General features: G+C 63.9%; 19 protein-coding genes and 1 pseudogene. 15 read left to right on the top strand and 5 right to left on the bottom strand.

Features of this window, described 5'->3' with window-relative positions; all coding sequences use genetic code 11:
- The first annotated feature begins 109 nt into the window (after window positions 1–109).
- The 7 genes from C722_RS0100705 (at window position 110) to C722_RS0100675 (ending at window position 9,884) form a co-directional block, all read left to right on the top strand.
- On the top strand, window positions 110–1,228 hold the full coding sequence (locus C722_RS0100705) for a Re/Si-specific NAD(P)(+) transhydrogenase subunit alpha (RefSeq protein WP_017638682.1): 1,119 nt from the start codon (window positions 110–112) through the stop codon (window positions 1,226–1,228).
- A gap of 39 nt (window positions 1,229–1,267) precedes the next feature.
- Window positions 1,268–1,582, top strand: coding sequence for an NAD(P) transhydrogenase subunit alpha (locus C722_RS0100700; protein WP_017638681.1), 315 nt, complete (start codon window positions 1,268–1,270; stop codon window positions 1,580–1,582).
- A gap of 1 nt (window position 1,583) precedes the next feature.
- Window positions 1,584–3,020: an NAD(P)(+) transhydrogenase (Re/Si-specific) subunit beta gene (locus C722_RS0100695; RefSeq protein ID WP_017638680.1), complete on the top strand. Its 1,437-nt coding sequence runs from the start codon at window positions 1,584–1,586 to the stop codon at window positions 3,018–3,020.
- Window positions 3,021–4,102: 1,082 nt separating this feature from the next.
- Window positions 4,103–6,919: a metallophosphoesterase gene (locus tag C722_RS25570; protein WP_081594553.1), complete on the top strand. Its 2,817-nt coding sequence runs from the start codon at window positions 4,103–4,105 to the stop codon at window positions 6,917–6,919.
- Between the two features lie 350 nt (window positions 6,920–7,269).
- A complete protein-coding gene (locus C722_RS0100685) occupies window positions 7,270–8,391 on the top strand; it encodes a hypothetical protein (protein ID WP_017638678.1) in 1,122 nt (373 codons plus the stop codon).
- A gap of 127 nt (window positions 8,392–8,518) precedes the next feature.
- Window positions 8,519–8,998 (top strand): hypothetical protein, encoded by a 480-nt coding sequence (locus tag C722_RS0100680; RefSeq protein WP_017638677.1) that lies wholly within the window; start codon window positions 8,519–8,521, stop codon window positions 8,996–8,998.
- A 70-nt stretch (window positions 8,999–9,068) separates the two neighbouring features.
- A complete protein-coding gene (locus tag C722_RS0100675; RefSeq protein ID WP_017638676.1) occupies window positions 9,069–9,884 on the top strand; it encodes an SDR family oxidoreductase in 816 nt (271 codons plus the stop codon).
- 51 nt (window positions 9,885–9,935) lie between these two features.
- Here C722_RS0100675 and C722_RS0100670 read toward each other — a convergent pair whose 3' ends face one another.
- Window positions 9,936–10,436, bottom strand: coding sequence for a GNAT family N-acetyltransferase (locus tag C722_RS0100670; RefSeq protein WP_017638675.1), 501 nt, complete (start codon window positions 10,434–10,436; stop codon window positions 9,936–9,938).
- 180 nt (window positions 10,437–10,616) lie between these two features.
- On the opposite strand from C722_RS0100670, the gene C722_RS0100665 reads away from it, so the two are divergent.
- Window positions 10,617–11,177: a carboxymuconolactone decarboxylase family protein gene (locus C722_RS0100665; protein WP_017638674.1), complete on the top strand. Its 561-nt coding sequence runs from the start codon at window positions 10,617–10,619 to the stop codon at window positions 11,175–11,177.
- A gap of 16 nt (window positions 11,178–11,193) precedes the next feature.
- Here C722_RS0100665 and C722_RS0100660 read toward each other — a convergent pair whose 3' ends face one another.
- Window positions 11,194–12,363, bottom strand: coding sequence for an MFS transporter (locus C722_RS0100660; RefSeq protein WP_017638673.1), 1,170 nt, complete (start codon window positions 12,361–12,363; stop codon window positions 11,194–11,196).
- A gap of 96 nt (window positions 12,364–12,459) precedes the next feature.
- On the opposite strand from C722_RS0100660, the gene C722_RS0100655 reads away from it, so the two are divergent.
- The 5 genes and pseudogenes from C722_RS0100655 to C722_RS26865 all read left to right on the top strand — a co-directional run bounded on the left by C722_RS0100655 (window position 12,460) and on the right by C722_RS26865 (window position 21,085).
- Window positions 12,460–13,353 carry a LysR family transcriptional regulator gene (locus C722_RS0100655; RefSeq protein WP_081594552.1) on the top strand — a complete coding sequence of 298 codons (894 nt, stop codon included), beginning with the start codon at window positions 12,460–12,462 and terminating at the stop codon, window positions 13,351–13,353.
- Between the two features lie 241 nt (window positions 13,354–13,594).
- The gene (locus C722_RS0100650) at window positions 13,595–17,422 is read left to right on the top strand and encodes an ATP-binding protein (RefSeq protein ID WP_017638671.1); all 3,828 of its coding nucleotides are present in this window, start codon (window positions 13,595–13,597) and stop codon (window positions 17,420–17,422) included.
- A 146-nt stretch (window positions 17,423–17,568) separates the two neighbouring features.
- Window positions 17,569–18,987: a sugar porter family MFS transporter gene (locus C722_RS0100645; protein ID WP_017638670.1), complete on the top strand. Its 1,419-nt coding sequence runs from the start codon at window positions 17,569–17,571 to the stop codon at window positions 18,985–18,987.
- Window positions 18,988–19,141: 154 nt separating this feature from the next.
- Window positions 19,142–20,230 (top strand): annotated as a pseudogene (locus tag C722_RS26870) (cache domain-containing protein); the annotation flags it as partial.
- 87 nt (window positions 20,231–20,317) lie between these two features.
- Window positions 20,318–21,085, top strand: coding sequence for a methyl-accepting chemotaxis protein (locus tag C722_RS26865; protein ID WP_371099765.1), 768 nt, complete (start codon window positions 20,318–20,320; stop codon window positions 21,083–21,085).
- 170 nt (window positions 21,086–21,255) lie between these two features.
- On the opposite strand, the gene C722_RS0100635 is transcribed toward C722_RS26865, so the two are convergent.
- Window positions 21,256–22,692 (bottom strand): dihydrolipoyl dehydrogenase, encoded by a 1,437-nt coding sequence (locus C722_RS0100635; protein ID WP_017638668.1) that lies wholly within the window; start codon window positions 22,690–22,692, stop codon window positions 21,256–21,258.
- A 232-nt stretch (window positions 22,693–22,924) separates the two neighbouring features.
- On the opposite strand from C722_RS0100635, the gene C722_RS0100630 reads away from it, so the two are divergent.
- Together C722_RS0100630 and C722_RS0100625 are read left to right on the top strand one after the other, a co-directional pair.
- Complete coding sequence (locus tag C722_RS0100630) at window positions 22,925–23,446, top strand: hypothetical protein (protein ID WP_017638667.1); 522 nt, start codon at window positions 22,925–22,927, stop codon at window positions 23,444–23,446.
- A gap of 350 nt (window positions 23,447–23,796) precedes the next feature.
- Window positions 23,797–24,849, top strand: coding sequence for an acyltransferase (locus C722_RS0100625; protein ID WP_017638666.1), 1,053 nt, complete (start codon window positions 23,797–23,799; stop codon window positions 24,847–24,849).
- Between the two features lie 19 nt (window positions 24,850–24,868).
- On the opposite strand, the gene crcB is transcribed toward C722_RS0100625, so the two are convergent.
- Both crcB and nhaA read right to left on the bottom strand, forming a co-directional pair.
- The gene (crcB, locus tag C722_RS0100620; protein ID WP_017638665.1) at window positions 24,869–25,246 is read right to left on the bottom strand and encodes a fluoride efflux transporter CrcB; all 378 of its coding nucleotides are present in this window, start codon (window positions 25,244–25,246) and stop codon (window positions 24,869–24,871) included.
- A 12-nt stretch (window positions 25,247–25,258) separates the two neighbouring features.
- Window positions 25,259–26,428, bottom strand: coding sequence for a Na+/H+ antiporter NhaA (nhaA, locus tag C722_RS0100615; RefSeq protein ID WP_017638664.1), 1,170 nt, complete (start codon window positions 26,426–26,428; stop codon window positions 25,259–25,261).
- Window positions 26,429–26,643 lie beyond the last annotated feature (215 nt).

Raw genomic sequence — 26,643 nt, 5'->3', positions numbered from 1 at the left:
CCAACACGGCGCGCCTGTCGCTTTTCCAAAAGCTCCCCGTCGTTTCCGGACAGTCATCCCGCTGCCCCAGGTCCCATTGTGGCGGCACGAATAACAAGGAGTGACACCCGTGCTGATCGGCGTCCCGATGGAAACCGGTGCGGGGGAAACGCGCGTGGCCGCGACCCCCGAAACCCTCAAGAAACTGATCGGCCAGGGCCACCAGGTGGTGGTGCAACAGGGTGCTGGCGAGCGCGCCAGCGTGCCCGACGCGGCCTATGCCGCCATTGGCGCCCAGCTCGGCGATGCTGCCGCGGCCCTGGGCGCCGACCTGGTGCTCAAGGTGGCGGCGCCCAATGCCGCCGAGCTGGCGCTGATGAAGCCCGGCGCCGTGCTGATCGGCATGCTCAACCCCTTCGCCCAGGAGACCCTGGAGCAGTTGAACGCCCGCGGCCTCACCGCCTTCGCCCTGGAAGCGGCGCCGCGCACCTCCCGCGCCCAGAGCCTGGACGTGCTCTCCTCCCAGGCCAACATCGCCGGCTACAAGGCGGTGATGCTGGCGGCCGACCACTATCCGCGCTTCATGCCCATGCTGATGACCGCCGCCGGCACGGTGAAGGCCGCGCGGGTGCTGATCCTTGGCGCCGGGGTGGCCGGCCTGCAGGCCATCGCCACCGCCAAGCGCCTCGGCGCGGTGATCGAGGCCTCGGACGTGCGTCCGGCGGTCAAGGAGCAGATCGAATCCCTCGGCGCCAAGTTCGTCGACGTGCCCTTCGAGACCGACGAGGAGCGCCAGTGCGCCGAAGGCGTCGGCGGCTATGCCCGGCCCATGCCGGCCACTTGGATGGAGCGCCAGGCCAAGGCCGTGCACGAGCGCGCCAAGCAGGCCGACATCGTCATCACCACCGCGCTGATTCCCGGTCGCCGCGCCCCCACCCTGCTGCACGAAGCCACCGTGGCCGAGATGAAGCCCGGCTCCGTGGTCATCGACCTGGCCGCCAGCCAGGGCGGCAACTGCCCGCTGACCGAGCTGGACCGGGTGGTGGTCAAGCACGGCGTCACCCTGGTGGGCTACGGCAATCTGGCCGCCCGGGTGCCGGCGGACGCCTCGGCGCTCTATGCCCGCAACCTGTTGGACTTCCTCAAGCTGGTGCTCAAGGACGGGGCCTTCCACCTCGACTTGGCCGACGACATCGTTGCCGCCTGCCTGATGTGCCACGGCGGCGAATTGCGCCGCAAGAACGCCTGAGCCCCAGCCCGGCCCCTCTGCCTTTAAAGGACTGCCCCCATGGATCTGATTTCCGACGGCCTCTACAACCTGATCATCTTCGTGCTGGCCATCTATGTCGGCTACCACGTGGTCTGGAACGTCACCCCCGCGCTGCACACCCCGCTGATGGCCGTGACCAACGCCATCTCCGCCATCGTCATCGTCGGCGCCATGCTCGCCGCCGCCCTCACCGTCACCCCGCTGGGCAAGACCATGGGCACCCTGGCCGTGGCCCTGGCGGCGGTCAACGTCTTCGGTGGCTTCCTGGTCACCCGCCGCATGCTGGAAATGTTCAAGAAGAAGGCCCCCAAGGCCTCGGCGGAGAAGCCCTGACATGAGCATGAACCTCATCACCCTGCTCTACCTCGTCGCCTCGGTGTGCTTCATCCAGGCGCTCAAGGGCCTTTCTCACCCTACCACCTCGCGCCGCGGCAACGCCTTCGGCATGGCCGGCATGACCCTCGCGGTGCTCACCACCCTGGCGCTGATCCACAAGCTCGGCAGCGAGCTGGCGGTGCAGGGCATCGGCTACGTCATCGTCGGCCTGCTGGTGGGCGGTAGCGCCGGCGCCTACATGGCCAAGCGCGTGGAAATGACCAAGATGCCTGAGCTGGTGGCCTTCATGCACAGCATGATCGGCCTGGCCGCGGTGTTCATCGCCATCGCCGCGGTGGTCGAGCCGCAGTCCCTGGGCATCGTCGCCACCTTTGGCCAGCCGATCCCCAGCGGTAACCGCCTGGAGTTGTTCCTCGGCGCGGCCATCGGCGCCATCACCTTCTCCGGTTCGGTGATCGCCTTCGGCAAGCTCTCCGGCAAGTACAAATTTCGCCTGTTCCAGGGCGCCCCGGTGCGCTTCGCCGGCCAGCATCCGCTCAACCTGGTGATCGGCCTGGCCATCCTCGCCCTGGGCCTGGTCTTCACCTTCAGCGGCAACCTCGGCGCCTTCGCCGTGCTGGTGGCCCTGGCCTTCGTGATCGGCGTGCTGATCATCATCCCCATCGGCGGCGCCGATATGCCGGTGGTGGTCTCCATGCTCAACAGCTACTCCGGCTGGGCCGCCGCCGGCATCGGCTTCTCGCTCAACAACTCCATGCTGATCATCGCCGGCTCGCTGGTGGGATCGAGCGGCGCCATCCTCTCCTACATCATGTGCAAGGCGATGAACCGCTCCTTCTTCAACGTCATCCTCGGCGGCTTCGGCGGGGCGACGGAAGCGGCAGCCAGTGGTGGCAGTGGGGAGCAGCGCCCGGTCAAATCCGGCTCGGCGGACGACGCCGCCTTCCTGCTGGGCAATGCCGACAGCGTCATCATCGTCCCCGGCTACGGCCTGGCCGTGGCCCGCGCCCAGCACGCGCTCAAGGAGCTGACCGAAAAGCTGGTGCACAACGGCGTGACGGTGAAATACGCCATCCACCCGGTGGCCGGCCGCATGCCCGGCCATATGAACGTGCTGCTGGCCGAGGCCGAGGTGCCCTACGACCAGGTGTTCGAGATGGACGACATCAACTCCGAATTCGGCCAGGCCGACGTGGTGCTGGTGCTCGGCGCCAACGATGTGGTCAACCCGGCGGCCAAGAACGACCCCACCTCACCCATCGCCGGCATGCCCATCCTCGAAGCCTTCAAGGCCAAGACGATCATCGTCAACAAGAGATCCATGGCCAGCGGATATGCGGGCCTGGATAATGAACTCTTCTACCTGGACAAGACCCTGATGGTCTTTGGCGATGCCAAGAAGGTCATCGAGGAGATGGTCAAGGCAGTGGATTAAGCCCTGCCCCTGCGACCGTTTGGGCGGTCGTGGGGGCAGTTCGTCGGCGCTGACAGTTGCGGCGCCGACGCCTCCTCACCACCTCATCCTACCCGGCACCCGCTTCAGCCCGCCGTTTCGCCTGCCTCGTTCGCTAAATCGTTGGACTTCTGCGTGGCACGACGTCTTATCACGGCCCTTTGCCAGTCTTGACGCCCTACGGCCCGCCGCCTAACGTGAATTCCATCACAAGGAAGCAGCCGATACGATCCCTCGTCTCGGCCCCGGCCAGGACGCCGCCATGCCACCCAAAGACTGTCACGGCAACACCGAGCAGGACTACCGCGCCGCGCTCATCGCCGAATTCGACGCCGTTCCCGACTACCTTCGCCGCAGCAAGGCGCAGCACTCTCCCCTGCTATTCGTCTGGCTACTGGTGCCTGTCGCCCTAATTTGGCTCGACTGGCTTTGGGTGCAGCGCTCACTGCATCCTGGGTCTGTAGGAAAGCTCCCCTATGAAATTGCGGAAACCCAAAACCCTACATCGCCCGCCAACCCTTTCGCACCTACACCTCGCCAAGTTATTACTGCCCCTCGGCTCCTGAATGCTTGCTTCAAGCAAGGCTACGCTATAGATGAAGGCAGCTCCGGTGCCGCTATGGCGCCTTACCCCACGGAACATGGTCTGGGTTGTGGAGAAAGGTGTCAGCAGCCTATCTTGCCCGGTACAAGATGGGGAAGGAGCTAACTCGCCTGCGCAGTTCATCCTCACTATTAGTCAATCAATGCTATTCAACTTCTGGTGGAACGGCGGCAAATTTAATTTGGCCGCATCGTGAGTTCACAAAAATCGGCCTGATTGGATTACCTTTTACAGTGATCAATGTAAATCTTTCGGAAAGATTTAACCTCAGAGAGCCTATCACTCAGCCAATTATAGCTGCTCCCAAACACAATCACGGATACCAAATAGAATAATCCAAAGAACGATTATCTACCAATTATAAAATCACCAGCAAGGCGTCAAGGAAAGCACAACCATATAACACTTAAGCCTAAACAAACCTAAATGCAACAACTTAAAACTGCTAAAAGGAAGAGTCATGAAATCAATTAAGTGGTTACATCTATCAGATTTTCATTTTGGAAAAAAACCTCATAACTTATACCAACAACCCTTCATGGCAAGTAAAATCATCGAACACGCTGTTAAACAAAGTTTGATCGATCGCAAACCAGATTTCATATTTATCACTGGCGACATTGCGAACTCGGGCGCACCTGACGAGTACGAACTATTCAACGAACACGTCATACTACCAATAGCGGAAAACTTTGGTAGCGACTACCTAGATAATGTCTTTATAATTCCTGGCAACCATGATGTTCAGCGGACAGTCAGCCGAAATTTCGGACGAGAAGAGCACCTTAAGTTCGATGGGAACTTCGAGCCAACAAAAGAATCCCATGCAGATCGATCAATGCTTATTGATCGTATAAAGAATTTTATCAATCACTCTCACACCTCATTTTCGACCGCTTTTGAGCAGGAAGCGGGAGCTTATATCCACAATATCTCTTTAAATGGATTAACTGTTGGACTGATCGGCATCAACACCTCTTGGCTTTGTCGCGATGAAAGCGACAAAGGACTATTAACGCCAGGACTGCCTCTCGTTAGAGGCGTACTTAGCAAAGCTGTTGGATGCGATTTAACCTTAGTACTAGGGCACCACCCCTTAGACTGGCTACACCCAATCCATGCCGAGCCGATCAAGTCACTATTTGCAAAATATAATGTTGTATATCTTCACGGACACATGCACAAGGTCTGGGGCAAGCCGGAATATGCTAACGGCGCATCATTTATGACAGTGCAAGCCGGTGCCTCATTCCAGGCACCAGAAGGTAGCAAATGGAAGAATAGTATTTTATGGGGCGAGGCCAGTCTCGACACCCAAACAATTAGCCTTCAACCGTTCGTTTGGGATTTTGATGAACAAAATTGGAAGCTAGAATCCGCTGGCTTTCCTGAAACTCATCGAGCAGGGGACAAATGGGTCTTTCAACTTCCAAAGAATTTTACTACCACACCAAATCAAAGCAATAAAAAGATATTACCTTTCGGCGGGTGGGAAACCATTCAGCTTGAAAGTCTCAAAAAACTAACTAAACCTCTTACAGAAAGCCAAGCGGTTTTCTTTTTCGATGGAGCCAACCCTAACTGGGAAATAGCAATTTCCACATCAATACCTAAAAGGGAAATTGTGACTCGCTTATGCACCGAATTTCATAGATTAAAATCAAATGCATCAGGCTTACCTGTAGTATGCACCTTACTAGGAGCAGGTTGTGAAGGGAAGACTACCGCCCTACTTCAAGCAAGTTACGAAATAATAAAACAAGAAAATGAGAAAAATATTTTATTTAGAAAAAACAGCCAACGCCCATTCAAAATAGACGCTCTCCTGCCAATGTTAAACGAACATAACGATTGGCTTGTAGTTATAGATGATGCGGATCAAGAAGCAAAAGCGATTTTAAGCTTCATCGAATCCGGATGCCCTGGGTATGTAGGACGCATAGATGTTTTGCTCGCTTGTCGAGATTCGGATTGGAGGGCTAGCGAAGCTGACTCTTTATCTTGGGGATTTTCTTGCGCATACAAAGAGATCGTTTTAAAAGATTTGAGCAAGGTCGATGCTGAGAAAATAGTACACTCTTGGGAGGCTTATGGAGAAGCTGGACTTGGCGATGGCGGCCTAAATAACTTAGACAGTTACAGCCGAGTGGAAAAGCTTCGATATTATGCGCGACAAGAATCAAAACGTGACGAAGGAGCATTTTTCGGTGCGCTCTTGCTTAGCAGGCACAATGGCCAACTTCTGGACCACGCAGAAGCCATGCTTGCAAGGCTTGGTGAAAAAGAAGTTTCAGACGGAAAAACCTTAAGAAACGCACTGGCCTATATTGCAGTAATGCACGCTGAAGGTTTTGACAAGCTTACATACGACGTCTTAAGTGCAGCCATGGGAATGGCAATACCACAATTAAAGAGAGTCGTGCTAAACAAACTAGGTGATGAGGCCGCTGCCACCGGGACATCCACAACAATCTTTACACGGCATCGCTATATCGCTCAGGCAATAGTAGCTGTCCTAGAACGAAACTTTGATGTCGATACCGCAGCTCTATTCATTGAACTCGCGGTAGCAGCAGAACAGAAAGCCAAGTTGGAACGCGTATCTAATTTTGAATTCTGGAGATTTAAAATGGCCGACGCGTTCTTCGAAAAAGGCAAAAACGTGGTTGCCGTTCAGCTATCTGAGGCACTACTAAAAACAGACCCAAACAATTATAAACTACTTACGAAAGTCGCAAAATTTTATCGAAAAGAAAGAAGCTTTACTGATGCCCTAAAACTATTCGAGAGTTTTCAGGGCAAATCCCCGGAGCAAGGATTTTACCATGAATGGGCTCTTTGTGAACTTGAAGCGAGAAACTTGATAGAAAGCGTTACCTTTGCTTTGTTTACCATTTCTGATGAAGCAGAAATATTGCGATTAGACATTCCAAGTGCGGTTATGTATCTTGCCGCAATTGACAAAACACTAGCCGCACTGCATCGCGATTATGCTGACGAAGCATTTTCCAAAACTTCCGATGCCACTTGGTGCCTACTCTCAACATTCATCAAGCTGCGCCCCGACCTGGAAGTTCCTGGCTACAGAGCGTACTTAAATAGGCTAGAAAAGAAGAGAGCAAAAAACCTATCTAGTGTCGAAGCTGTAAATATACTTTCAGATTTAGGGAAAACTGTATCCCAGTTTAAATCAAAAGCAGAACTCCCTGACGGTAACCGCGTGCAACACTTGAACTTCAGCTCCCTTAAGACACTAGTAAATAACGCCACACGCTAAGACTCATAGCAACACCCTTTCCTAATAACGTTTGGCACTCCTAAAAAACAAGTGCCAAACATTACCTTTAGTACGAGCTGACCAACCCCCAAATATCAATACTTACACAAGCGAACTAAACCCCCGACCACTCAAATCCTACAAGAAGAAATTAGGTCAAACGAATCCCACTTCGCTTTCAAAGCCACACACACCATAGACACAAAATCGAACCTCTTACGGAACTGTAATTTCGGAAACATCGACAGAAATCAGTCTTTCAACCGATTGCAAAACTATCTCTCATAGCTAAATTCCGTTAATTACCTTTGCCGATCGCTGCACCTACTGTTTCTACAAGGACCGTCCCCATGCCAACCTCCCGCTCCCTCATGGTCGCGTTGCTGCTAGCCAACACCGGCGCTGCCTTGGCCGAATCCCATACGGCCAACGTCCAGCAAAACGGCGGCTTCAACGTGGTGAACCTGAACCAGGGCAGCGAGCTGTCGGCGCGCAACCAGGCGGATATCCAGCAGAGCGGCAGTTTTCTCAATGCCCAGGTCACCCAGCAGAACGATGCCGATGACCGCGTGCGGGTGCTGCAGACCAATGGCAAGAGCGCTGTCGAGGTCAACCAGGCCTGGGGCTCGCGGCGTCTGGTGGATATCGAGCAGCGCGATGGCGGCTATGACCGGGTGCAGGTCGATCAGGGGCCGGGCAGCGGCAACGAGACGGTGGTGCGGCAGAGCGGCTTGCGGCAGGACACCTATGTCCATCAGGACGGCGGCAATCACCGGATCGATATCGAGCAGGACAGCTATGCTGCGGGCCAGAACACCCTGACAGTGCGCCAGGATGGACTCGACGGGAAGCTGGACCTGGCTCAGCACGGTGACCGCCAGGACCTGCAGGTGACCAGCTTCGGCCTGCGCAACGCGGCCTGGGTCAGCCAGAACGGCGAAGACTCCACGACGATCATCGAGCAGCGCGGCAACGACAACTACATCGGCCTCAAGCAAGGCGGTGAGCGGGTGGATACCAAGGTGGTGCAACAGGGCAACGGCAACGATGCCCGGGTCCGGCATTCCAGCGGTTATTCGCGGCCCAGCACCGTCGACATCGCCCAGCGCGGTGACCTCAACCGTGCGGACGTGAATGTCTATGGCGTCGGCAGCCAGCTGACCCTGGCGCAGAGCGGTAACGGCAATGGCGCCTCCGCCACCGTCTCGGGCGAGGGCAACCAGCTGGATCTGGTGTCCAATGGCGACGGCAATGGCATCACCGCCTATTACCTCGGTAACGACGGCCAGCTGAAGGTCGATCAGCAAGGCAACGACCTCGGGGTGACGGCCTTCGTGCAGGGCAACGCCTCCAGCATCACCGCCAACCAGAGTGGCTACCAGCACACCGCCAATCTGACCCAGAACACGGCGGGCAATGCCATCAACATCACCCAGAGCGGCTTCTCCAACCACGCCGTTATCACCCAGTAACCTGAGATCAGCGGGGCCGGGCACCGTGCGCGCTGGCAGCGTATGCGGGCTCCCTCTGCCCCGCCCGCTCTCAACCTTTGCCTCACGCGGCCGTTATCCTTGGGATGTACCTTTCAAGGAGTCCGCGATGTCCAGCACGCTGTCGGTGAATGGCATCGGCCATGGCATCTTGCGCCCGGCCACGCTCACGCTGAGTGGCGCACCGGCCAAGTCCACTGCCGAAGATGAAGCGGCCAAGGCCACGCAAGCCAGCAAGACCAAGGGGATCGGCAAGCCCAATTCGCTGAACCAGATCAAGGACCAGGCCGAAGCCGACGCCACCTCTGACGGCGAGAAGAGCAGCACCGGCAACAAGACTCTGGATACTCTGCAAAAGGCCATCGACATGGCCAAGCGGCAACTGGAGCTGGCGCAAAAGCAGTTGCGCGCGGTGGAGGCCCAGAGCAAGGGCGAGGGTAAGGCTGACGAGGCTAGCCAGGCCGCGCGCGAAGCCGCCCAGGCCAATGTGGCCGCCGCCAGCGCGGCGCTGATGAACGCCTATGCCGCCTATACCGAAGCCCTGAAGAAGGCCGGCGACAGCACCGGCGGGGTCAGCGCCCGGGCGTGATGCTGGCCCCCCTGACCCGACCTCCCGGGCTACCCTCGGAGGCTAGTCACGATCTGGAGGGCGTGCTCGTATGGCAGCCAAACTCAGCGGCAAGACCGCCCTGGTCACCGGCGCGGCCCAGGGCATAGGCGCCGCCATCGCCCGGACCTTCGTGGCGGAGGGTGCCTTCGTCTATGTCAGCGACCTGAACGCTGACCTCGGCCGCGCCGTCGCCGCCGAGTTGGGAGACGGTGCCCGCTACCTGCATCTGGATGTGCGCCTGGAAAACGATTGGCAGCGGGTGACGCGGCAGATCCTCGCAGAGCGTGGTCGGCTGGACGTGCTGGTGAACAACGCCGGGATCACTGGCTTCGAGCAGGGCCTGGTGGCTCATGATCCGGAGCACGCCAGTCTCGAAGACTGGCACGCGGTGCATCGCACCAATCTCGATGGCGTCTTTCTCGGCTGCAAATACGGCATCCGTGCCATGCGGCAGGCAGGCGCCGGGTCCATCATCAATATCTCGTCGCGGTCCGGGCTGGTGGGCATCCCCGGCGCGGCGGCCTATGCCTCGTCCAAGGCCGCCGTGCGCAACCACAGCAAGACGGTGGCCCTCTATTGCGCGGAGCAAGGCCTCGCGATCCGCTGCAACTCTATCCACCCCGCCGCCATCCTCACGCCGATGTGGGAGCCCATGCTCGGCGCTGGACCGGACCGCGCGGCCCGCATGGCGGCGCTGGTGCGGGATACGCCGCTGCGGCGCTTTGGCCGGCCCGAGGAAGTGGCTGCCGTGGCGTTGCTGCTGGCCTCCGACGAGGCCGGCTACATGACCGGCAGCGAGCTGAATCTGGACGGCGGCCTGCTGGCCGGTTCGGCGGTGACGCCCGCGACGGCGGAAGCGCCCTAGCCGGAGAGTAGGCAAAGACCGCGGCCTGGTGTAAGCGGCTATGCCGGTGTTTCAGAGCAGGGTGTCTTCCTGGTAGTAGAGCCGCAGCCCACGCGCCTGGTAGTTGGCCAGGGCGGCCGGGTGATCCAGGGTGCAGGTATGCACCCAGACGCGCTCGGTGCCAGGCCAATCCCAGGCGGAACGCAGGGCATGGCTGAGCAGCGGCCCACCGAAACCCAGGCCCATGAAGGCGCCGGCCAGGCCGAAGTAGCGGATCTCGGCGTTGCGGCCATCGGGGCGGTACAGCTCGTAGTAACCGGCGATGGCGCCCCGGTGATAGGCGACCCAGGTACGGTGGCCTTCCTGCTCCACCAGTTCGCGCCACTGGGCGTCGCTCCAGCTGTCGAGATCGCTCCAGTCCCAGGCCTGGCCGACCAGGGCATAGAGAAAGCGGTTGAGTTCGGGTTGCGGCACCTCGCACTCGACGATCTGCAGATCGGGCCGCTGTGGCTTCTCGCGCAACTCGGTCGAGGCCGTCATTTCGAGGTAGAAGGTGGTGCAGGTCCGGTCCATCGCCAAGACTCCCTGGAAAAGGTCAGCGCCGATTGTGACCAGAGCGGTGGGGGTGATGCCAGTCTGAATGCGACGCTTGGCGAGGCTGCGCGAGTGCAGCACCGCGACCTTGCCCCGGGGGCCTGAGGTGGTATTGGATGAACCAACTGAGCTGTTCGCCATCTTTTGAGGATCACCACCATGCCCATCTCGTCGCGGCTGACGCCCCTGTCCGAGCAGAACACGACGCCCGAGCAGCAGCGGGTGCTGGACGAGATCCTCAGCGGCCCGCGGGGCAATCTCGACGGTCCCTTCCTGGCCTGGGTGCACAGCCCGGCGCTGGCCGATCACGCCCAGCGGCTGGGGGCCTTCTGCCGCTATGGCACCCGGCTGAAATTGCGCCTCACGGAGCTGGCGATCCTCACTACCGCGGCCTGGTGGCGTTCCCAGGCGGAGTGGCAGATCCATGAGCCCATCGCCCGCCAGGCGGGGTTGCCGGATCAGGTGATCGAGGCGCTCCGGCAGGGCAACGTGCCGGCCTTCGATACCGCCGAGGAGGCCTGCGTGCATGCCATTGGCGTCGCGCTCTACGACACCCGGCGGGTTCCCGAGGAGCTCTATCAGCAGGGCGTGGCGCTGTTCGGTGAAGCGGGGATGGTGGAGCTGATCGGCGTCTATGGCTACTACAGCCTGGTGGCCATGACCCTCAACGCCTTCGCGGTGGATCGGGGCGGCGACGCGCCCCTGCCCTTCGCCGAATAGCGCCGTCTGCTCGTAGCTACCCGGCCACGGCCGCACCGGTCGCCCGACCGCGCCAGGCCAGGACCAGGGCCATCGCCAGACCCAGGGCGGCCATGCCGGCGCCGGCCAGGGAGATCGCCGGATAGCCGAGACCGGCATCGATCACCGCGCCGCCCAGGGCCGCGCCGAGGGCATTGCCCAGGTTGAAGGCACCGATGTTGACCGCCGACGCCAAGTTGGGGGCGTCCTCGGCGGCTTCCATCACGCGCATCTGCAGCGGCGGCACCAGGGCGAAGCTGGCGATACCCCAGACGAGGATGGCTACGGCAGCCGCCAGCGGCCAGCGCATCAGCACGCTGAAGGCCAGCAGCACCACGATGAGCACGCCCAGCGAGGCGATCAGAGTACGGTCGATGGATTTGTCCGCGGCCTTGCCGCCCCAGAGATTGCCCAGGGTCAGGCCGACGCCGAACAGCACCAGCATGGCGGTGATGAAGGCCGTGGAGCCATGGGTTTCGCGGGCGAGGATGGGCGCGATATAGGTGAAGACGGTGAACATGGCGCCCGAGCCGACCACGGTCAGCCCGAGGGCGGCCAGCACCGGCGGGCGACCCAGCACGCGGATCTCGGCCAGCACGCCGTCGCTCGGTGGCAGGGCCACGTTGGGCAGGGCGAACCAGAGCGCGGCCATGGTCAGCAGGCCGAGACCGGCGATGCCCCAGAAGGCCTGGCGCCAGCCGAGCAATTCGCCGAACCAGGTGGCCAGGGGCACGCCGCCGATGGTGGCCAGGGTCAGGCCCATGAACATGGCGGCGACCGCCCCGGCGCGCCGGTCCGGGGCGACCACGCTGGCCGCCACCAGGGCACCGACGCCAAAGAAGGCGCCATGGTTGAGGGAGGTCACCACCCGGGCGATCAGCAGGCTGGTGTAGTCGGTGGCCAGCGCCGACATCAGGTTGCCCAGGGTGAAGATGGCCATCAGGCCGATCAGCAGCTGGCGGCGCGGAATGCGGCCGGTGGTCAGGGTCATCAGCGGCGCGCCGATCAGCACGCCCAAGGCATAGGCGCTGATCAGCAGGCCCGCCGCCGGGATGGAGACGCCAAGATCGGCGGCGATGCCGGGCAACATGCCCATGGGCGCGAATTCGGTGACGCCGATGCCGAAGGCGCCGGTGGCCAGGGACAGCAGGGGCGGATTGATACGCATGGGAAAGGCTCCTTATCTATGCGGTGAATGCTAAGCTCCTCGCTCGAACGCCGGTAGACGGCGGTTTTGGCATGCACCTTTGCTCTGGAGTCACAAGTGGATCTGACTGGTCGCTCGGGAGAGATGGCGGTGTTCGCCCAGGTGGTGGAGGCCGGCAGCCTCTCGGCAGCGGCCAGAGCCCTGCGCCTGACGCCTTCGGCGGTGAGTCGCTCCATCGCCCGCACCGAGCAGCGCCTCGGCACCCGACTGCTGCTGCGCACCACTCGGGCCATCACCCTCACCGCCGAGGGCGAGGCCTATCTGCGCGCGGCACGACGCATCCTGGCGGACCTGGCCGAGGTGGAAGACGCCATCGCCGACCAAGGCGTGCCCAGAGGGCGACTGAGGGTCAGCGCCGCCCTCGGTCATGGCCGCCTGACCCTGGTGCCGCTGGTGGCGGCCTTCAGCGCCCGCTATCCGGAGATCGTGGTGGACCTGGCGCTGGGCGACGAGGTGGTGGACATCCTCGCCGGCCAGGCCGACGTGGCGATCCGCTTCGGCCAACTGGCCGACAGCCCCCTGAGTGCCCGCCCCATTGGCGTCACCGGGCAGGTGGTGGTGGCCTCGCCCGCCTACCTCGCCCGCCACGGCACGCCTCAGGTGCCGGAGGACCTGCTCGAACACAACTGCCTGAGATTCAACTTTCGCCGCGCCCTGCCCGACTGGCCCTTCGTCCGCGACGGCCAGGCCTTCGCCCTGAAGATCAGCGGCAACATCGAGTGCAACAGCGGCGAGGCCCTGGCGCTGCTGGCCCGGGAAGGCGCCGGTATCGCCCGCATCGGGGAATTCAGCGTGGCCGACGACCTGCGCAGCGGCGCTCTGGTGCCGCTGCTGGAGGCCTGGAATCCGGGCGATCTGGAGCCGATCCATGCGGTGTTCGTCGGCGGCTCGACCATGCCGGCGCGGGTGCGGGTATTCGTGGATTTCCTGGTGGAACGCCTGGGCCGCTGACGCGCCCTTCGACCGGCGTCGCCCCGGTATGGGCAGGCGCTTTGCCGCCTGCGTCATTCGCCAAGCCGGTCCGCTTGTAATAGTCTGAGCAATCAACACGCTTAGATCGGGTCCGCGTCGCGGCGTCATCGCTCACGGCAAGGCCGCTCGCTGCCCGTTGCGGCGGCCCCTCCTGCCTGTCGCTGTCGCTGCCGACGGCGGTACGTCCCAGGCCCTCTTTCCTCGCCCCGCAGGAGCTCTCTTGTCCAACCTTCCCTCACCGCTGGCCTTTCTCGACGTCCCCGGTGAAATGGCCGCGCTGATGCGCCAGAAGGACTGGTCCCAGACGCCCTTCGGCCCCCTGGAGACCTGGTCGACCGCCCTGCGTTCGGCGGTCAGCATCTGCCTCGGCTCGCGCTTCCCCATCGTGCTCTACTGGGGCGAGACCCGCGCCCTGATCTACAACGACGCCTGGAGTCCGGTGCCGGGGCGCAAGCATCCCTGGGCGCTGGGGCGCGCCGGCTGGGAGGTCTGGGCGGAGATCTGGGACATCATCGGACCGATGTTCGATCACGTGATGGCCACCGGCGAGGCCACCTGGTCGGAAGACCAGTTGCTGCCGCTGAACAGATTCGGCTACGTGGAGGAGTGCTACTTCTACTACAGCTACAGCCCGGTGCGCGGCGAGACCGGCGCGGTGGAGGGCATCTTCACCGCGGTGACCGAGACCACCTACCGGGTGCTGACGGAACGGCGCGAGCGATTGCTGCGCAACGTCTCCGAAGCCACCTCGGCAACCCGCGCGGCGGTGGACGCCTGTCGCGAAGGGGTGCGCTGCCTGCATGAGGTGCCGGAGGAAGCGCCCTTCTGCCTGGCCTATCTGCGTGACGCCGCCACCGGCGCCCTGAGGCGCGTGGCCCTGGCCGGGCTGGCCGCAGACGATCCCCTCGCGCCGCTGGAGATCACGGCGGACAGCGACGCCCTGCCCTGGTCCTTTGCCGCGGCCCGCCAGGCGCCGGCGCTGATCGGCGGGCTGGCCGAGCGCCTGGGGGGCCGCCTGATCGGCACGCCCTGGCCGGAGCCGCTGGAAGAGGCCCTGGTGGTGCCCATCCCCGGCCCGCCGGGCGAGGAGCCCCATGGCTATCTGGTCGCGGGCATCAGTCCACGACGGCGGGTGGATGCCGACTACCGGAATCTCTTCGTCCGCGCCGCCGGGCACCTGGGTACCGCCATCGCCAATGCCCAGCGCTACGAGGAAGAACGCCGCCGCGCCGAGCAGCTGGCCGAACTGGACCGGGCCAAGACGGCGTTCTTTTCCAACGCCAGCCACGAATTCCGTACGCCGCTGACGCTGATGCTCGGCCCCCTGGAAGACATGCTGGCACGCCCGGATCGCACCGCGGGCGAACCCCGGGTCGGTCGCCAGGAGCTGGAACTCATCCAGCGCAACGGCCAGCGCCTGCTACGCCTGGTGAATTCGCTACTGGACTTCTCGCGCATGGAAGCCGGCCGGATGCGCGCGAGCTTCGCGCCCCTGGACCTGGCGCTCTATACCGCGGAACTCGCTAGCAGCTTTCGCTCGGCCATGGCCCGCGCCGGCCTGGCCTTCGGCATCGACTGCGGCCCCCTCGATGAACCGGTCTGGGTGGATCGCGATCTCTGGGAAAAGATCGTCCTGAATCTGGTCTCCAACGCCTTCAAGTACACCCTGGCGGGCGAGGTGCGGGTCAGCCTGCGGCGCCAGGATGGCTGTGCCGTGCTGGCTGTCGCCGACAGCGGCGTCGGCATCCCGCAGAGCGAACTGGGCAGGGTGTTCGACCGCTTCCACCGCATCGAGGGCCAGATCGGCCGGACCCACGAGGGCACCGGCATCGGCCTGGCGCTGGTCAAGGATCTCACCGAGCTGCATGGCGGCGAGGTGCGGGTCACCAGCCAGATCGGCGTGGGCACCACCTTCGAGGTGTGGCTGCCGTTCGGCCACGCCCATCTGCCCGAGGCCAACCGGGTCAGCGCCACCCAGGTGTCCACCGCCACCCGCGCCGACACCTTTGTCGCCGAGGCCCTGCGCTGGCTGCCGGACGAGCCGCTCCCCAGCGCCCCCGTGACGCGCGACGAACAGGTCGGGGGTGGCCAGGGGCGCGGCGAGCGCATCGTCCTGGCCGACGACAACGCCGACATGCGCGGCTATGTCGAACGGTTGCTCAAGGAGTCCGGCTACCAGGTGGAAGCCGTGGCCGATGGCCGCGCCGCGGTCGAGGCGGTGCAGCGGCAACTGCCGGCGCTGGTGCTGTCCGACGTCATGATGCCGGTGCTGGACGGCTTCGGCGTCCTGCGTGCCCTGCGCAGCGACGAGGGCACCGGCCAGGTGCCCATCATCCTGCTGTCGGCACGGGCCGGCGAAGAGGCCTCCATCGAAGGCATCGCCGCCGGCGCCGACGACTACCTGGTCAAACCCTTCAGCGCCCGCGAGCTGATCGCCCGGGTGGAAGGCGCCATGCGCCTGGCGCGACTCAGACGCGAGACCGCCGATGCCCTGCGCCAGGCCAACGAGGTGCTGGAAATCCGCGTCCGCGAACGCACTCGCGAGCGTGACCAGCTCTGGGCCTACAGCCACGACCTCATCGGTATCGCCGACAGCCGTGGCATCTGGGTCAGCATCAACCCGGCCTGGACCCGTACCCTGGGCTGGGCGGTGGACGAGATCATCGGCAAGACCTCGGAATGGCTGGAGCATCCCGAGGATCGCCAGCGCACCCGCCAGGAGATCGCCCAACTGGCGGCCGGCGCCGCCAGCTTCAATTTCGAGAATCGCTTTCGCACCCGCAGCGACAGCTACCGCACCCTGTCCTGGACCGCCGTGCCCGAGGGCGGCCTGCTCTATTGCGTGGCCCGTGACGTCACCGTCGAGCGCGAACGGGCGCTGGAGCTGGAACAGGCGCGGGACGCCCTGCGCCAGAGCCAGAAGATGGAAGCCATCGGCCAGCTCACCGGCGGCATCGCCCATGACTTCAACAACCTGCTCACGGCGATCACCGGCTCGCTGGAATTGCTGCAGCGCCATTTGAACGGCGAACAGCCCCGCGCCGAGCGCTACATCGGCATCGCCATCGCCTCGGCGCAGCGGGCCGCCGCCCTCACCCAGCGCCTGCTCAGCTTTGGTCGGCGCCAGGCCCTGGATCTGCAGCCGGTGGACGTGAATCGGCTGGTCACCGGCATGGAGACCCTGATCCAGCGTACCCTCAACGAGAACATCCGGCTGCAGCTGCAGCTCGATGCGGCCACCTGGTCCACCTGCAGCGATGCCAACCAGCTGGAAAACGCCCTGCTCAATCTCTGCATCAATGCCCGGGACGCCATGCCCCAGGGCGGCCAGCTGGTGATCACCACGCGCAACCTGCGTGATCCCCGGTTGCTGATGCTGCCCGAGCGCTTGAGCGGCGACTATGTCGAGCTGGCGGTAGAGGATACCGGCAGCGGCATCCCAGCCGCCGTGCTGGAACGGGTCTTCGAGCCCTTCTTCACCACCAAGCCGCAGGGCAAGGGCACGGGGCTGGGCCTGTCGATGGTCTATGGCTTCATCAAGCAGAGCGGTGGCTACATCGACCTCCACAGCGAGGAAGGCCGCGGCACCCGGGTCAGCCTGCTGTTCCCGCGCCATCAGGGTGTCGCCAGCGAAGCCGTGCCGGAGGAAGTGGCGCTGCAACCGGGTCGCGGCGAGCGGGTGCTGGTGGTGGAAGACGAACCCGGAGTGCGCCTGCTGATCGTCGAGGTGCTCAAGGACCTGGGCTATACCGCCCTCCAAGCCGAGGATGCGCCCACCGCCCTGGCGCTGCTGGAGCGCGAGCCGCAACTGGACCTGGTGGTCTCCGACGTGGGCCTGCCGGGGCTGAACGGCCGCGAGCTGGTGGAAGAGATCCGTCGCCAGCGCCCCGGCATCGCCGTGCTGCTGGTGACCGGCTACGCCGAAGAGGCCATGGACGTGCAGCGCTTCCTCGGCCAGGGCATGCAGCTGCTGCAGAAGCCCTTCGCCATCGAGGTGCTCAGCGAGCGCATCCAGGGCCTGTTGCAGGACCGTCGCGAGCACCCCTGACCAGGGTTTGCGCCCTGGGCGGGAAATCCTGGGGCTGACGCCTGTCCTATCCAGCCAGGTCGGACCGACCGCCCTCCGTCGCCAGCGGCGCGAGGGGCGGTGCGACCTCGCCTACCCCTCAGGTTTTCAGGATACCCGCGCTCCCTATGTCTTCCTCCCGCTCCACCGCTCCCGCCGCTGACCCTGATCAGAAGGCCTCCGCCCGGCGACTGATCTTCATCACCGTCCTGGTCGCCACCATGGGCGCCCTGGCCTTCGGTTACGACACCGGCATCATCGCCGGCGCCCTGCCCTTCATGACCCTGCCCGCCGACCAGGGTGGCCTGGGGCTCAACGCCTACACCGAGGGCCTGGTCACCGCCGCCTTGATCGTCGGCGCGGCCTTCGGCTCCCTGGCGGCGGGCTATCTCGCCGACCGCTATGGCCGGCGCACCACCCTGCGCCTGCTGTCGATCCTCTTCGTCGTCGGTGCCCTGGGTACCGCGGTGGCGCCCTCGGTGGAGCTGATGGTGGTCGCGCGCTTCGTGCTCGGCCTGGCGGTGGGCGGCGGTTCGGCCACGGTGCCGGTGTTCATCGCCGAGATCGCCGGGCCCAAGCGGCGTGGCCGGCTGGTGAGCCGCAACGAGCTGATGATCGTCAGCGGCCAGCTGCTGGCCTATGTGCTCAGCGCGCTGCTCGCCTGGCTGGTGCACGACAACGGCATCTGGCGCTACATGCTGGCCATCGCCATGGTGCCGGGCATCCTGCTGTTCGCCGGCACCTTTCTGCTGCCCACCTCGCCGCGCTGGCTGGCGGCCAAGGGCCGGATCGAAGAAGCCGAAGCCGTGCTGGAACGCCTGCGTGACACCCCCGAGGAGGTGAAGCGGGAGGTCAAGGAGATGCGCGAGAGTGAGGAGCAGGCCAAGCATCGGCCGCCCTTGCGCGAGCTGCTCAGCCAGGGCTGGGTGGTCAAGTTGCTGCTGCTGGGCATCGGCCTGGGCTTCGTCGCCCAGTTCACCGGGGTCAACGCCTTCATGTACTACACCCCGATCATCCTCAAGAGCACCGGCATGGGCACCAGCGCGGCCCTGACCGCCACCATCGGCAACGGCGTGGTCTCGGTGATCGCCACCCTGCTGGGTATCTGGGCCATCGGCCGCGCCGGGCGCCGCACCCTGCTGCTGGTCGGCCTGGTGATCGTGGTGCTGGCGCAACTGGCGCTGGGCAGCGTGCTGCTGTGGCTGCCGCAGAACCTCACCCAGAGCTACCTGGCGCTGGCCTGCATCCTGGTGTTCCTGCTGTTCATGCAGATGTGCATCGCGCCGGTGTACTGGCTGCTGATGTCCGAGCTGTTTCCCAACCAGGTCCGTGGTCTGCTGACCGGGGTGGCGGTGGCCGTGCAGTGGCTGTGCAACGCCACCGTGGCCTTCAGCTTTCCGGTGGCTCTGGAAGCCATCGGCAACTACACCTTCTATGTTTTCGCCGCCATCAATGTGGGGTCACTTCTGTTCGTCTATTTCTGCTTGCCGGAGACCCGGGGCAAGTCGTTGGAAGAAATCGAACGCCATCTGAAGAAAGAGTTATAGCGGGTCGTTAGCTGACCGATCGACGATTTTCCGGCTTACTGCGGACCAAATGGAATAATTTTTCTTGCCGTATCAAGTCGGAATTATCCAGGCCGATGCAGAGTGAAGGCATGCTGCCGTCACTCTTCGCGCCAGGGCGCGACCGGGGCTTTCGATGAACATCAAACAAAAACTCACCTCGCTTTTCGCGGTAACCGCCTGCCTCCCGGTGATCCTGGTGGCGGGCGTGGTCATCATGAACGTGCGCAGCCAGGCCACCGGGGACTTCCTCGACGGTAGCGGGCGCGAAATCCGTCAGATCGATCGCAACATCCAGCAGTTCTTTGCCGGCATCCAGCAGAACGTCGACTACCTGGCCAAGGAGCCGAGCATCCTGGCCCTGGATGGCCTGAAGAACTACCAGGGCGCGGATGCCGCCCAGCAGCCGCAGACCGAAGCCGGCCAGCAGGCGGTGAGCTATTTCACCCGCTTCGCCAAGACCCACCCCACCACGGCCTATCTGTCGATCGGCCTGACCGATGGCAGCTACGCCAGTTGGCCGGACGACGCCAAGCTGGCCAACTACGACCCGCGCGTGCGCCCTTGGTACCAGGCGGCCATGAACAATCCGGGCAAGGTGGTGCGTACCCCGGCCTACTACTGGGCGACCGACGACGTCTCGCTGATGGGCATCGTCCGGACCATGGAAGACGCCAGCGGCAAGGTCCGCGGTGTGGTGGGCCTGGATATCTCGCTCAAGCAGCTCACCGATCTGGTCAAGAGCATCACCCTGGGCCAGAGCGGCTACCTGATGCTGGTGGAAGAGAATGGCAACGTGCTGGTCGACCCGCGCGATCCCAAGCACAACTTCAAGCAGCTCAAGGAGCTGGGCGACGCCTACCAGACCCTCAGCGGCATCCAGAGCGGCCTGGGCGAGGTCACCCTCAATGGCACCGACTACATGGTCAACGTCTATCAGGCCAAGGACCTCGGCTGGAAATTCATCGGCCTGATCGAGCGTAACGAGGTGATGGGCAAGGCCACCGCCCTGACCTGGCAGATCGCCGGCATCACCGCCGTACTGGCGCTGTTGTTCGCCGTGCTCGGTGCGGCCTTTGCCGGCATGATCGTGCGACCGATCCGTGGCGTCTCCGCCGGTCTCGAATCCATCGCCCAGGGCGAAGGCGATCTGACCAAGAGCCTCAACGTCCAGGGCAAGGATGAAACCGCCGCCCTGGCCGGCTGGTTCAACCAGTTCCTCGCCAGCATCCGCCAACTGGTGCAGCGTATCGGCCAGGCCTCCACCGACCTGCAGCAGGCGTCGCAGACCACCACCCAGGCCGCCGCCAGCATGAACGAGGTGGCCGGGCGCCAGCGCGAGGCCGTGGAAATGGTCTCCACCGCCTTCAACGAGATGGTCGCCACCTCCAACGAAGTGGCGCGTTCCTGCAGCCACGCCGCGGCCTCCGCCGACGCCGGTCACCACCGGGTGCAGGAAGGCTACGGCCAGATCGAGAAGGCCACCGGCAACGTCAATCGCCTCAGCGGCAGCCTGGCCGAGTCGGCCCAGGCCATGGCGGTGCTGGAGCAAGACAGTCACAACATCAACACCATCCTCGACACCATCCGCGGCATCGCCGAACAGACCAACCTGCTGGCGCTCAACGCCGCCATCGAAGCGGCCCGTGCCGGTGAACAAGGTCGTGGCTTCGCGGTGGTGGCCGACGAGGTCCGCGCCCTGGCCAAGCGCACCGCCGATTCCACCGGCGAGATCGACGGCCTGCTCGGCAACCTGGCGCGCAAGACCCAGGAGGTCACCCGCCAGATCGAGACCAGCCTGGAGCTGTCGCAGACCAGCGTGGCCTCCATCAGCGAGGCGCGTGGCAGTTTCGAAGGCATCCGCCAGTCGGTGGACGAGATCCGCGATCAGGCGCTGCAGATCGCCGCGGCAGCCGAGGAGCAGCACCAGGTGGCCGAAGACATCAACCGCCACATCGCCCAGATCCAGGACGATGCCCAGCAGGTGGAAGGCCTGGCCCAATCCACCACCCGCGACTCCTCGCGCCTGTCGCAGCTGTCGGGCGAGCTGGATGGACTGGTGAGACGCTTCAAGGCCTGATGGCTGGTTGAGCGAGCGAAAGCCCCGCGGGTGATCCCGACGGGGCTTTTTTTGTGTGGCCGAATGGGGCAGAACGTACCGTTGGGCTTCGCTGCGCTCAGCGCCAACCTACGGGTGCACCGTAGGTTGGGTTGAGACGGCCCTATCGTCGAAGCCCAACACCCCTCACCTCAAGCCCCGGACGGCGAACCCTGGTCGCGATCGCCGCGCAGGCTGCTGTGGGCCGCCTGGCAGATCTCGCGCAGGCCGCTCTTGAGGCCCTCTTCGAGGGTGGGGTGATAGAAGGGCATGTCGAGCAGCGAACTGGCGGTCTCGCCATGGATCAGCGCCAGCACCAGCAGGTGGCCGATATGGTCCATGCCCGGCCCGACCATGGCGGCGCCGGTGAGCTTGCCGGTGCCTGGCTCGGCATAGAAGCGGACGATGCCCTGGTTGCGCGCCTCGACCCGGGCGCGGCCCTGGTCATGGTAGGAGGAGGTGCCGATCAGGCTGTCGTCATCGGGCGGACTGCCCAATACGGCCACCGGCGGATCGGTGAAGATCAGCGAAAACAGCGGCGATCTCGGTGTGGGCCGTACCTCGGGATAGCAGGCGGCATTGTGCCCGGCGATGGCGCCCTCGTCGGAGGCTTCATGGAGAATCGGCCGGTCATGGTCGGCATCGCCAGCGATGAAGATCGACGAGGACCCGCACTGCAGTGTCTTGGGGTCGTAGACCGGCGTGCCATGGTCGTCCAGCTCGATGCCGGTGGTTTCCAGGCCCAGGCCCTTGAGTCGCGGCGGACGGCCGGCGGCCACCAGCACATAATCGAAGTCGCCTTCGCCGGTCGCGGCACCGGACCAGGACAGCCGCACGCCCGCGCCCTCACGGCGGGCATCCACCTCGACATTCAGGTACAGGGTCAGGTCCTGCGCCAGGATCTTGCGCAGCTCGGCCTTGACCTCGGCGTCCTTGAGCGCACCCAGGCCATCATCCTGACCGAACAGGGTGACAGCCACTCCGAGCCGGGCCATGGCTTGGGCCAGTTCCAGGCCTACAGGACCGGTGCCGATCACCGCTAGGGAACGTGGCAGATCGGCCAGCTCGAAGAGCGTCTCGTTGGTCAGGGCCCGGTCGCCGAGCGCATCGAAAGGCTCGGGGACCAGGGGATAGGAGCCGGTGGCGATGATCACGCTACGAGCCTTAACAGTCTTACCATTACTGAGCTGTAGTCGATCCGGCGCCACGAAGCGAGCGGTGGCGTGCTGGGCAACACCCTCGGGCAATTGCTCGAACCCCTCCTTGGTGGCGGCAACGAAATGATCGCGCTCACGTCGTACCCGCGCCATGACGGCTGCGCCATCGACGCCCACGTTGCCCACCTCGATGCCAAAGACGCCGGCGCGCTGGACGGCATGATGGGCCTCGCCGGCGACGATCAGCAACTTTGAAGGCATGCAGCCCACCGAGGCACAGGTAGTGCCGGCCCAGCGGTCATCGATCAACAGGGTGCTGGCGCCCTGGCGTCGGGCGGCGCGTTCGGCGGCGAGGCCCGCGGTTCCGGCGCCGATCACGGCGACGTCGCACTGCAGATCGGCGGGGGTCGAAGCGGCTACAGGGTCACTCATCTCATCACCTGAGGTTACGGAGGGTCACCCGACTCGCGCCAGGACTCCAGCTAGTGACCCCAAGCGCAGCGTTGAGGTTGCATCCTCAAGGCGTGACCCACTTCGACAAAAAACCGACAATTCTTGTCAGGACCGTCAAATTCTATGCCACTCGTCACCTTATACTGGCGATCTGGAACCATTGAGGCTTCATATCCTCAATTAGCCAACTTATATGGACGCAGGCATTCACATGGAACGTGACATCAGCAAGATTCCGCTCATCAACGATTGGTCCTACCTGATCGCTCTGGAAACCGGTCTGTTCACCCGTGGTGAACTCAGCGGTACGGTGCTCAAGGCGCTCAACGACCAGGCCCGCCTGCTCTCCCGTCGCTACCTGGTGCAGAAGTCCAAGCTGGACGTACGCAAGCTGTCGCCGGCCGAGACCGAGATCCTCGATACCCTCAGCGACACCGCCGCCAGTCTGAGACGCCGCCAGCGGCTGCCGCACAACATCGTCAAGAGTCTCAGAGCCGGCGGCCTGATCGCCGCCGTCGAGCGCAGCGTCTGCGCCTCGGGCATCCTGCAGTGCCACAACGGCTTCTATGAAGACGGCCTGGAGCCGGGCGCCTTCGAACGGATCGTCATGCGCCACCCACAGGAATTCGGCGATCACGCCCGCCAGAGCGCCGCCCTCTATTTCGCCCAGGAGCCCTTCGCCATGGAACAAGCGCAAGAAGCGCACGACCAGCCGCTGCAGGCCAGCGCCTGATGCACGAGGCGCGTGCAGCGCAAGGGGCGGCCGGGAGGCCCCAGACCCCGTTCGCCTGCGCGCGTCTCGTCGCCCCCGTCGCCTCTCGCGGTACCGCTCTCCCGGAGTCCTGGCGCATGACGCCCGCTTTCGCGCCGCTCAGCCCCCCATAGCCCCTGCCCTCGCCGGCTGGCCGATCTCGCTGATCGTGTCGGCTGTCGCCCTTTCGTTGCCGGTATAGCCGGCAGCGGCCTTTGCCTGCGTCCGTCGCGCTGACGGACGTTCCCGCCGATGCCGTGTGCGTCGCCGTCCGCCTGGAGTCCGCTCCCGGGCGGCGGCCGCGGCATGGGCCACGGCTGCGAGGAGCAGACATGACCACCGCCCACGTCCCCCAGGGACGCAACAACTTCGATTTCCTGAGATTCGCCGCGGCCTCCACCGTGGTGATCGGCCACGGCTTCTGGCTCTCGGGTCACATCGGCGCCGAGCCGATCCTCAACTTCACCGGTTTCACCGACGCGGCCAACATCGCCGTCTATGTGTTCTTCGTGATCAGCGGCTTCCTGATCACGGCGTCCTTCCAGCGCAGCCGCAATCCGCTGGATTTTCTCGCCAAGCGCGCCCTGCGGATTTTTCCGGCCTTGATCGTTTCGGTGCTCTTCTCGGTGCTGGTGGTGGGCTGGCTCGCCACCAGTCGCGAGACGAGCGCCTACTTCAGCGATCGCCAGACCCTGGGCTTCTTCAAGAACATCCTCTTGATGACGCGCTTCGAACTGCCCGGCGTCTTCACCGGCAATCCCTTTCCCGACACGGTGAACGGCAGCTACTGGACCCTGCCCTACGAGGTCTTCATGTACCTGTCGCTGCTGATCATCGGGGTGCTGGGGCTGCTGACCCGCTCGGTGGTCATGGCCACCCTGGTGGTGCTGGTGGTGGGCAACTTCCTGCTGCTGCCGCAGATGGGCATCGCCAGCTTCGTGCTGCACAAGGTGTTCAGCCTGGGCATGTTCTTTTTCGCCGGTGCCCTGCTGCAACTGGCCGGGCCGCGCATCCCCTGGCGGCTGGACCTGGCCCTAGCGCTCTGTCTGCTGTCGCTGGCAGCCATCGTCTGGCACGTGCTGCCGGTGATCCACCTGGTGTCCCTGGCCTATGTGATCATCTACCTGGCCCAGGTACAGGTACCGGTGCTACACGGCTTCGGCCGCTTCGGCGACTATTCCTACGGCCTCTACCTGTTCAACTTCCCGGTCCAGCAGTTGCTCATGCACTGGTTTCCCGACAGCTTCTCGCTGCCCGGTTTCCTGGTGGTGAGCTACGTCCTGACCCTGGGCCTTGCGGTGCTGTCCTGGCACCTGATCGAGGCGCCGGCATTGAAATTCAAGCCGCGGCGCCAGGCCCCCACCGCGCCGGTGGCCCCCGCCTGACGCGCAACGGCCGGTCGACTCAGCCGAGGCGACCGGCCAGGGCGAACCCGGCCAGGGTCAGCAGCAGCGATCCCAGCACATGGGCGGTGATGGTGAGCGCCGCCCAGCCCAGGCGACCGCTCTGCAGCAGCGTCACCACCTCGGCGGAAAAGGTCGAGAAGGTGGTGAAGCCGCCGCAGAAGCCGGTCACCAGGAGCAGTTTCCATTGCACGTCCAGCCCCGGATAGCGAGCGAACAGCCCCAGCGCCAGACCGATGACGAAGCCGCCGACCAGGTTCACCAGCAGGGTGCCCATCGGCAGCAGCGGGAACAGTGCATTCAGCCGCAGACCGACCCACCAGCGGCAGGCGCTCCCCAGGGCACCGCCGAACATCACCGCGAACAGCGCATAGGGCATCTCGAACTCCTCTCAACGACGACGGGCGGCGACCAGCAGCACGGCGATGCCGGCCAGGGCTGACAGTAGCGAGCCCAGCAGCACCCCGATCTTGACCTCGTCGACCAGGAAGGGCGCACCCGGAAAGGCCAGGGCACCAATGAACAGGCTCATGGTAAAGCCAATCCCGCAAAGCAGGGCCACGCCATAGAGCTGCAGCCAGCTGGCACCCTCCGGCAGCCGCGCCAGGCCACTGCGGATAGCCAGCAGCGCCATCAGCGAGATGCCCACCTGCTTGCCGAGAAACAGCCCCAAGGCGACGCCCAGCGGCACCGGGTCCAGCAGATTGCCAAGGGAAATGCCGGCCAGGGAGACCCCGGCATTGGCGAAACCGAACACGGGCACGATGAGGAAGGCCACCCAGGGGTGCAGCACGGATTCCAGCCGGAGCAGCGGCGAGGCGTCGTCGGCCGCGCTATCGCCCAGGGGAATGAACAACGCCAGGATCACCCCGGCCAGGGTCGCATGGATGCCCGAGCGCAGCATGCAGAACCACAGCAGCGCCCCGACCAGCAGATAGGGCAGCAGGGCGGTGACCTTGAGGCGGTTGAGCACGAACAGCACCGCCACCAGCCCTGCCGCGGCCAGCAGCATGCTGGCGGAGAGATCGCTGGTATAGAACAGGGCGATGATCAGCACCGCGCCGAGGTCGTCGAGGATGGCCAGCGCCGAAAGGAAAACCTTGAGCGACACCGGCACCCGCGACCCCAGCAGCGACAGCACGCCGAGGGCGAAGGCGATGTCGGTGGCGGCGGGAATCGCCCAACCCGAGAGGGTCTGGGGATCGTGGCGATTGACCAGGGCATAGAGCAGCGCCGGCACCAGCATGCCGCCCAGGGCCGCGAGGCCCGGCAGGGCGCGATCGCCCCAGCTGGCGAGTTGGCCGACCGCCATCTCGCGCTTGATCTCCAGGCCCACCAGCAGAAAGAAGAGGGCCATCAGGCCGTCGTTGATCCAGTGACCGACGGAGAGCCCGCCGACGTACCAGTGCAGGCTGGCGAAGTAGCCCTCGGCCAACGGCGAGTTGGCGACGATGAGGGCGATGGCCGCGGCGACCATCAATACGATGCCGCCGGCGGCCTCGGCGGCGCAGAAGCGCTGAACGAAGGCCAGGGCCTTGGTGGGGGATAGCAGGGATGACATGGGCAGCAGGACTCCTGCGCGGCGGCCCGACCTGCGCTCGATTCAACCTGTCCTACCGCGCGACTGCGGCGACACCCAGCCGATAATCCTACTACGGCGGACGGCCCCTCGCAGTAGAAAATCCACCTGGGGCGGCAGACGCTCTGGAGCGCTGCCTGACCCCTGGAAGAGGCGGCACAGGGACCGGTTCGGTCTTGCCAGGGCGGCGTACAGGG

This window comes from Pseudomonas sp. 313 (assembly GCF_000316965.1).
In the GTDB taxonomy this organism is placed as follows: Bacteria; Pseudomonadota; Gammaproteobacteria; order Pseudomonadales; family Pseudomonadaceae; genus Chryseomonas; species Chryseomonas benzopyrenica.
The sequence above is the reverse complement of the archived record's forward strand: the minus strand, read 5'-3'. Positions and strand labels throughout refer to the sequence as shown.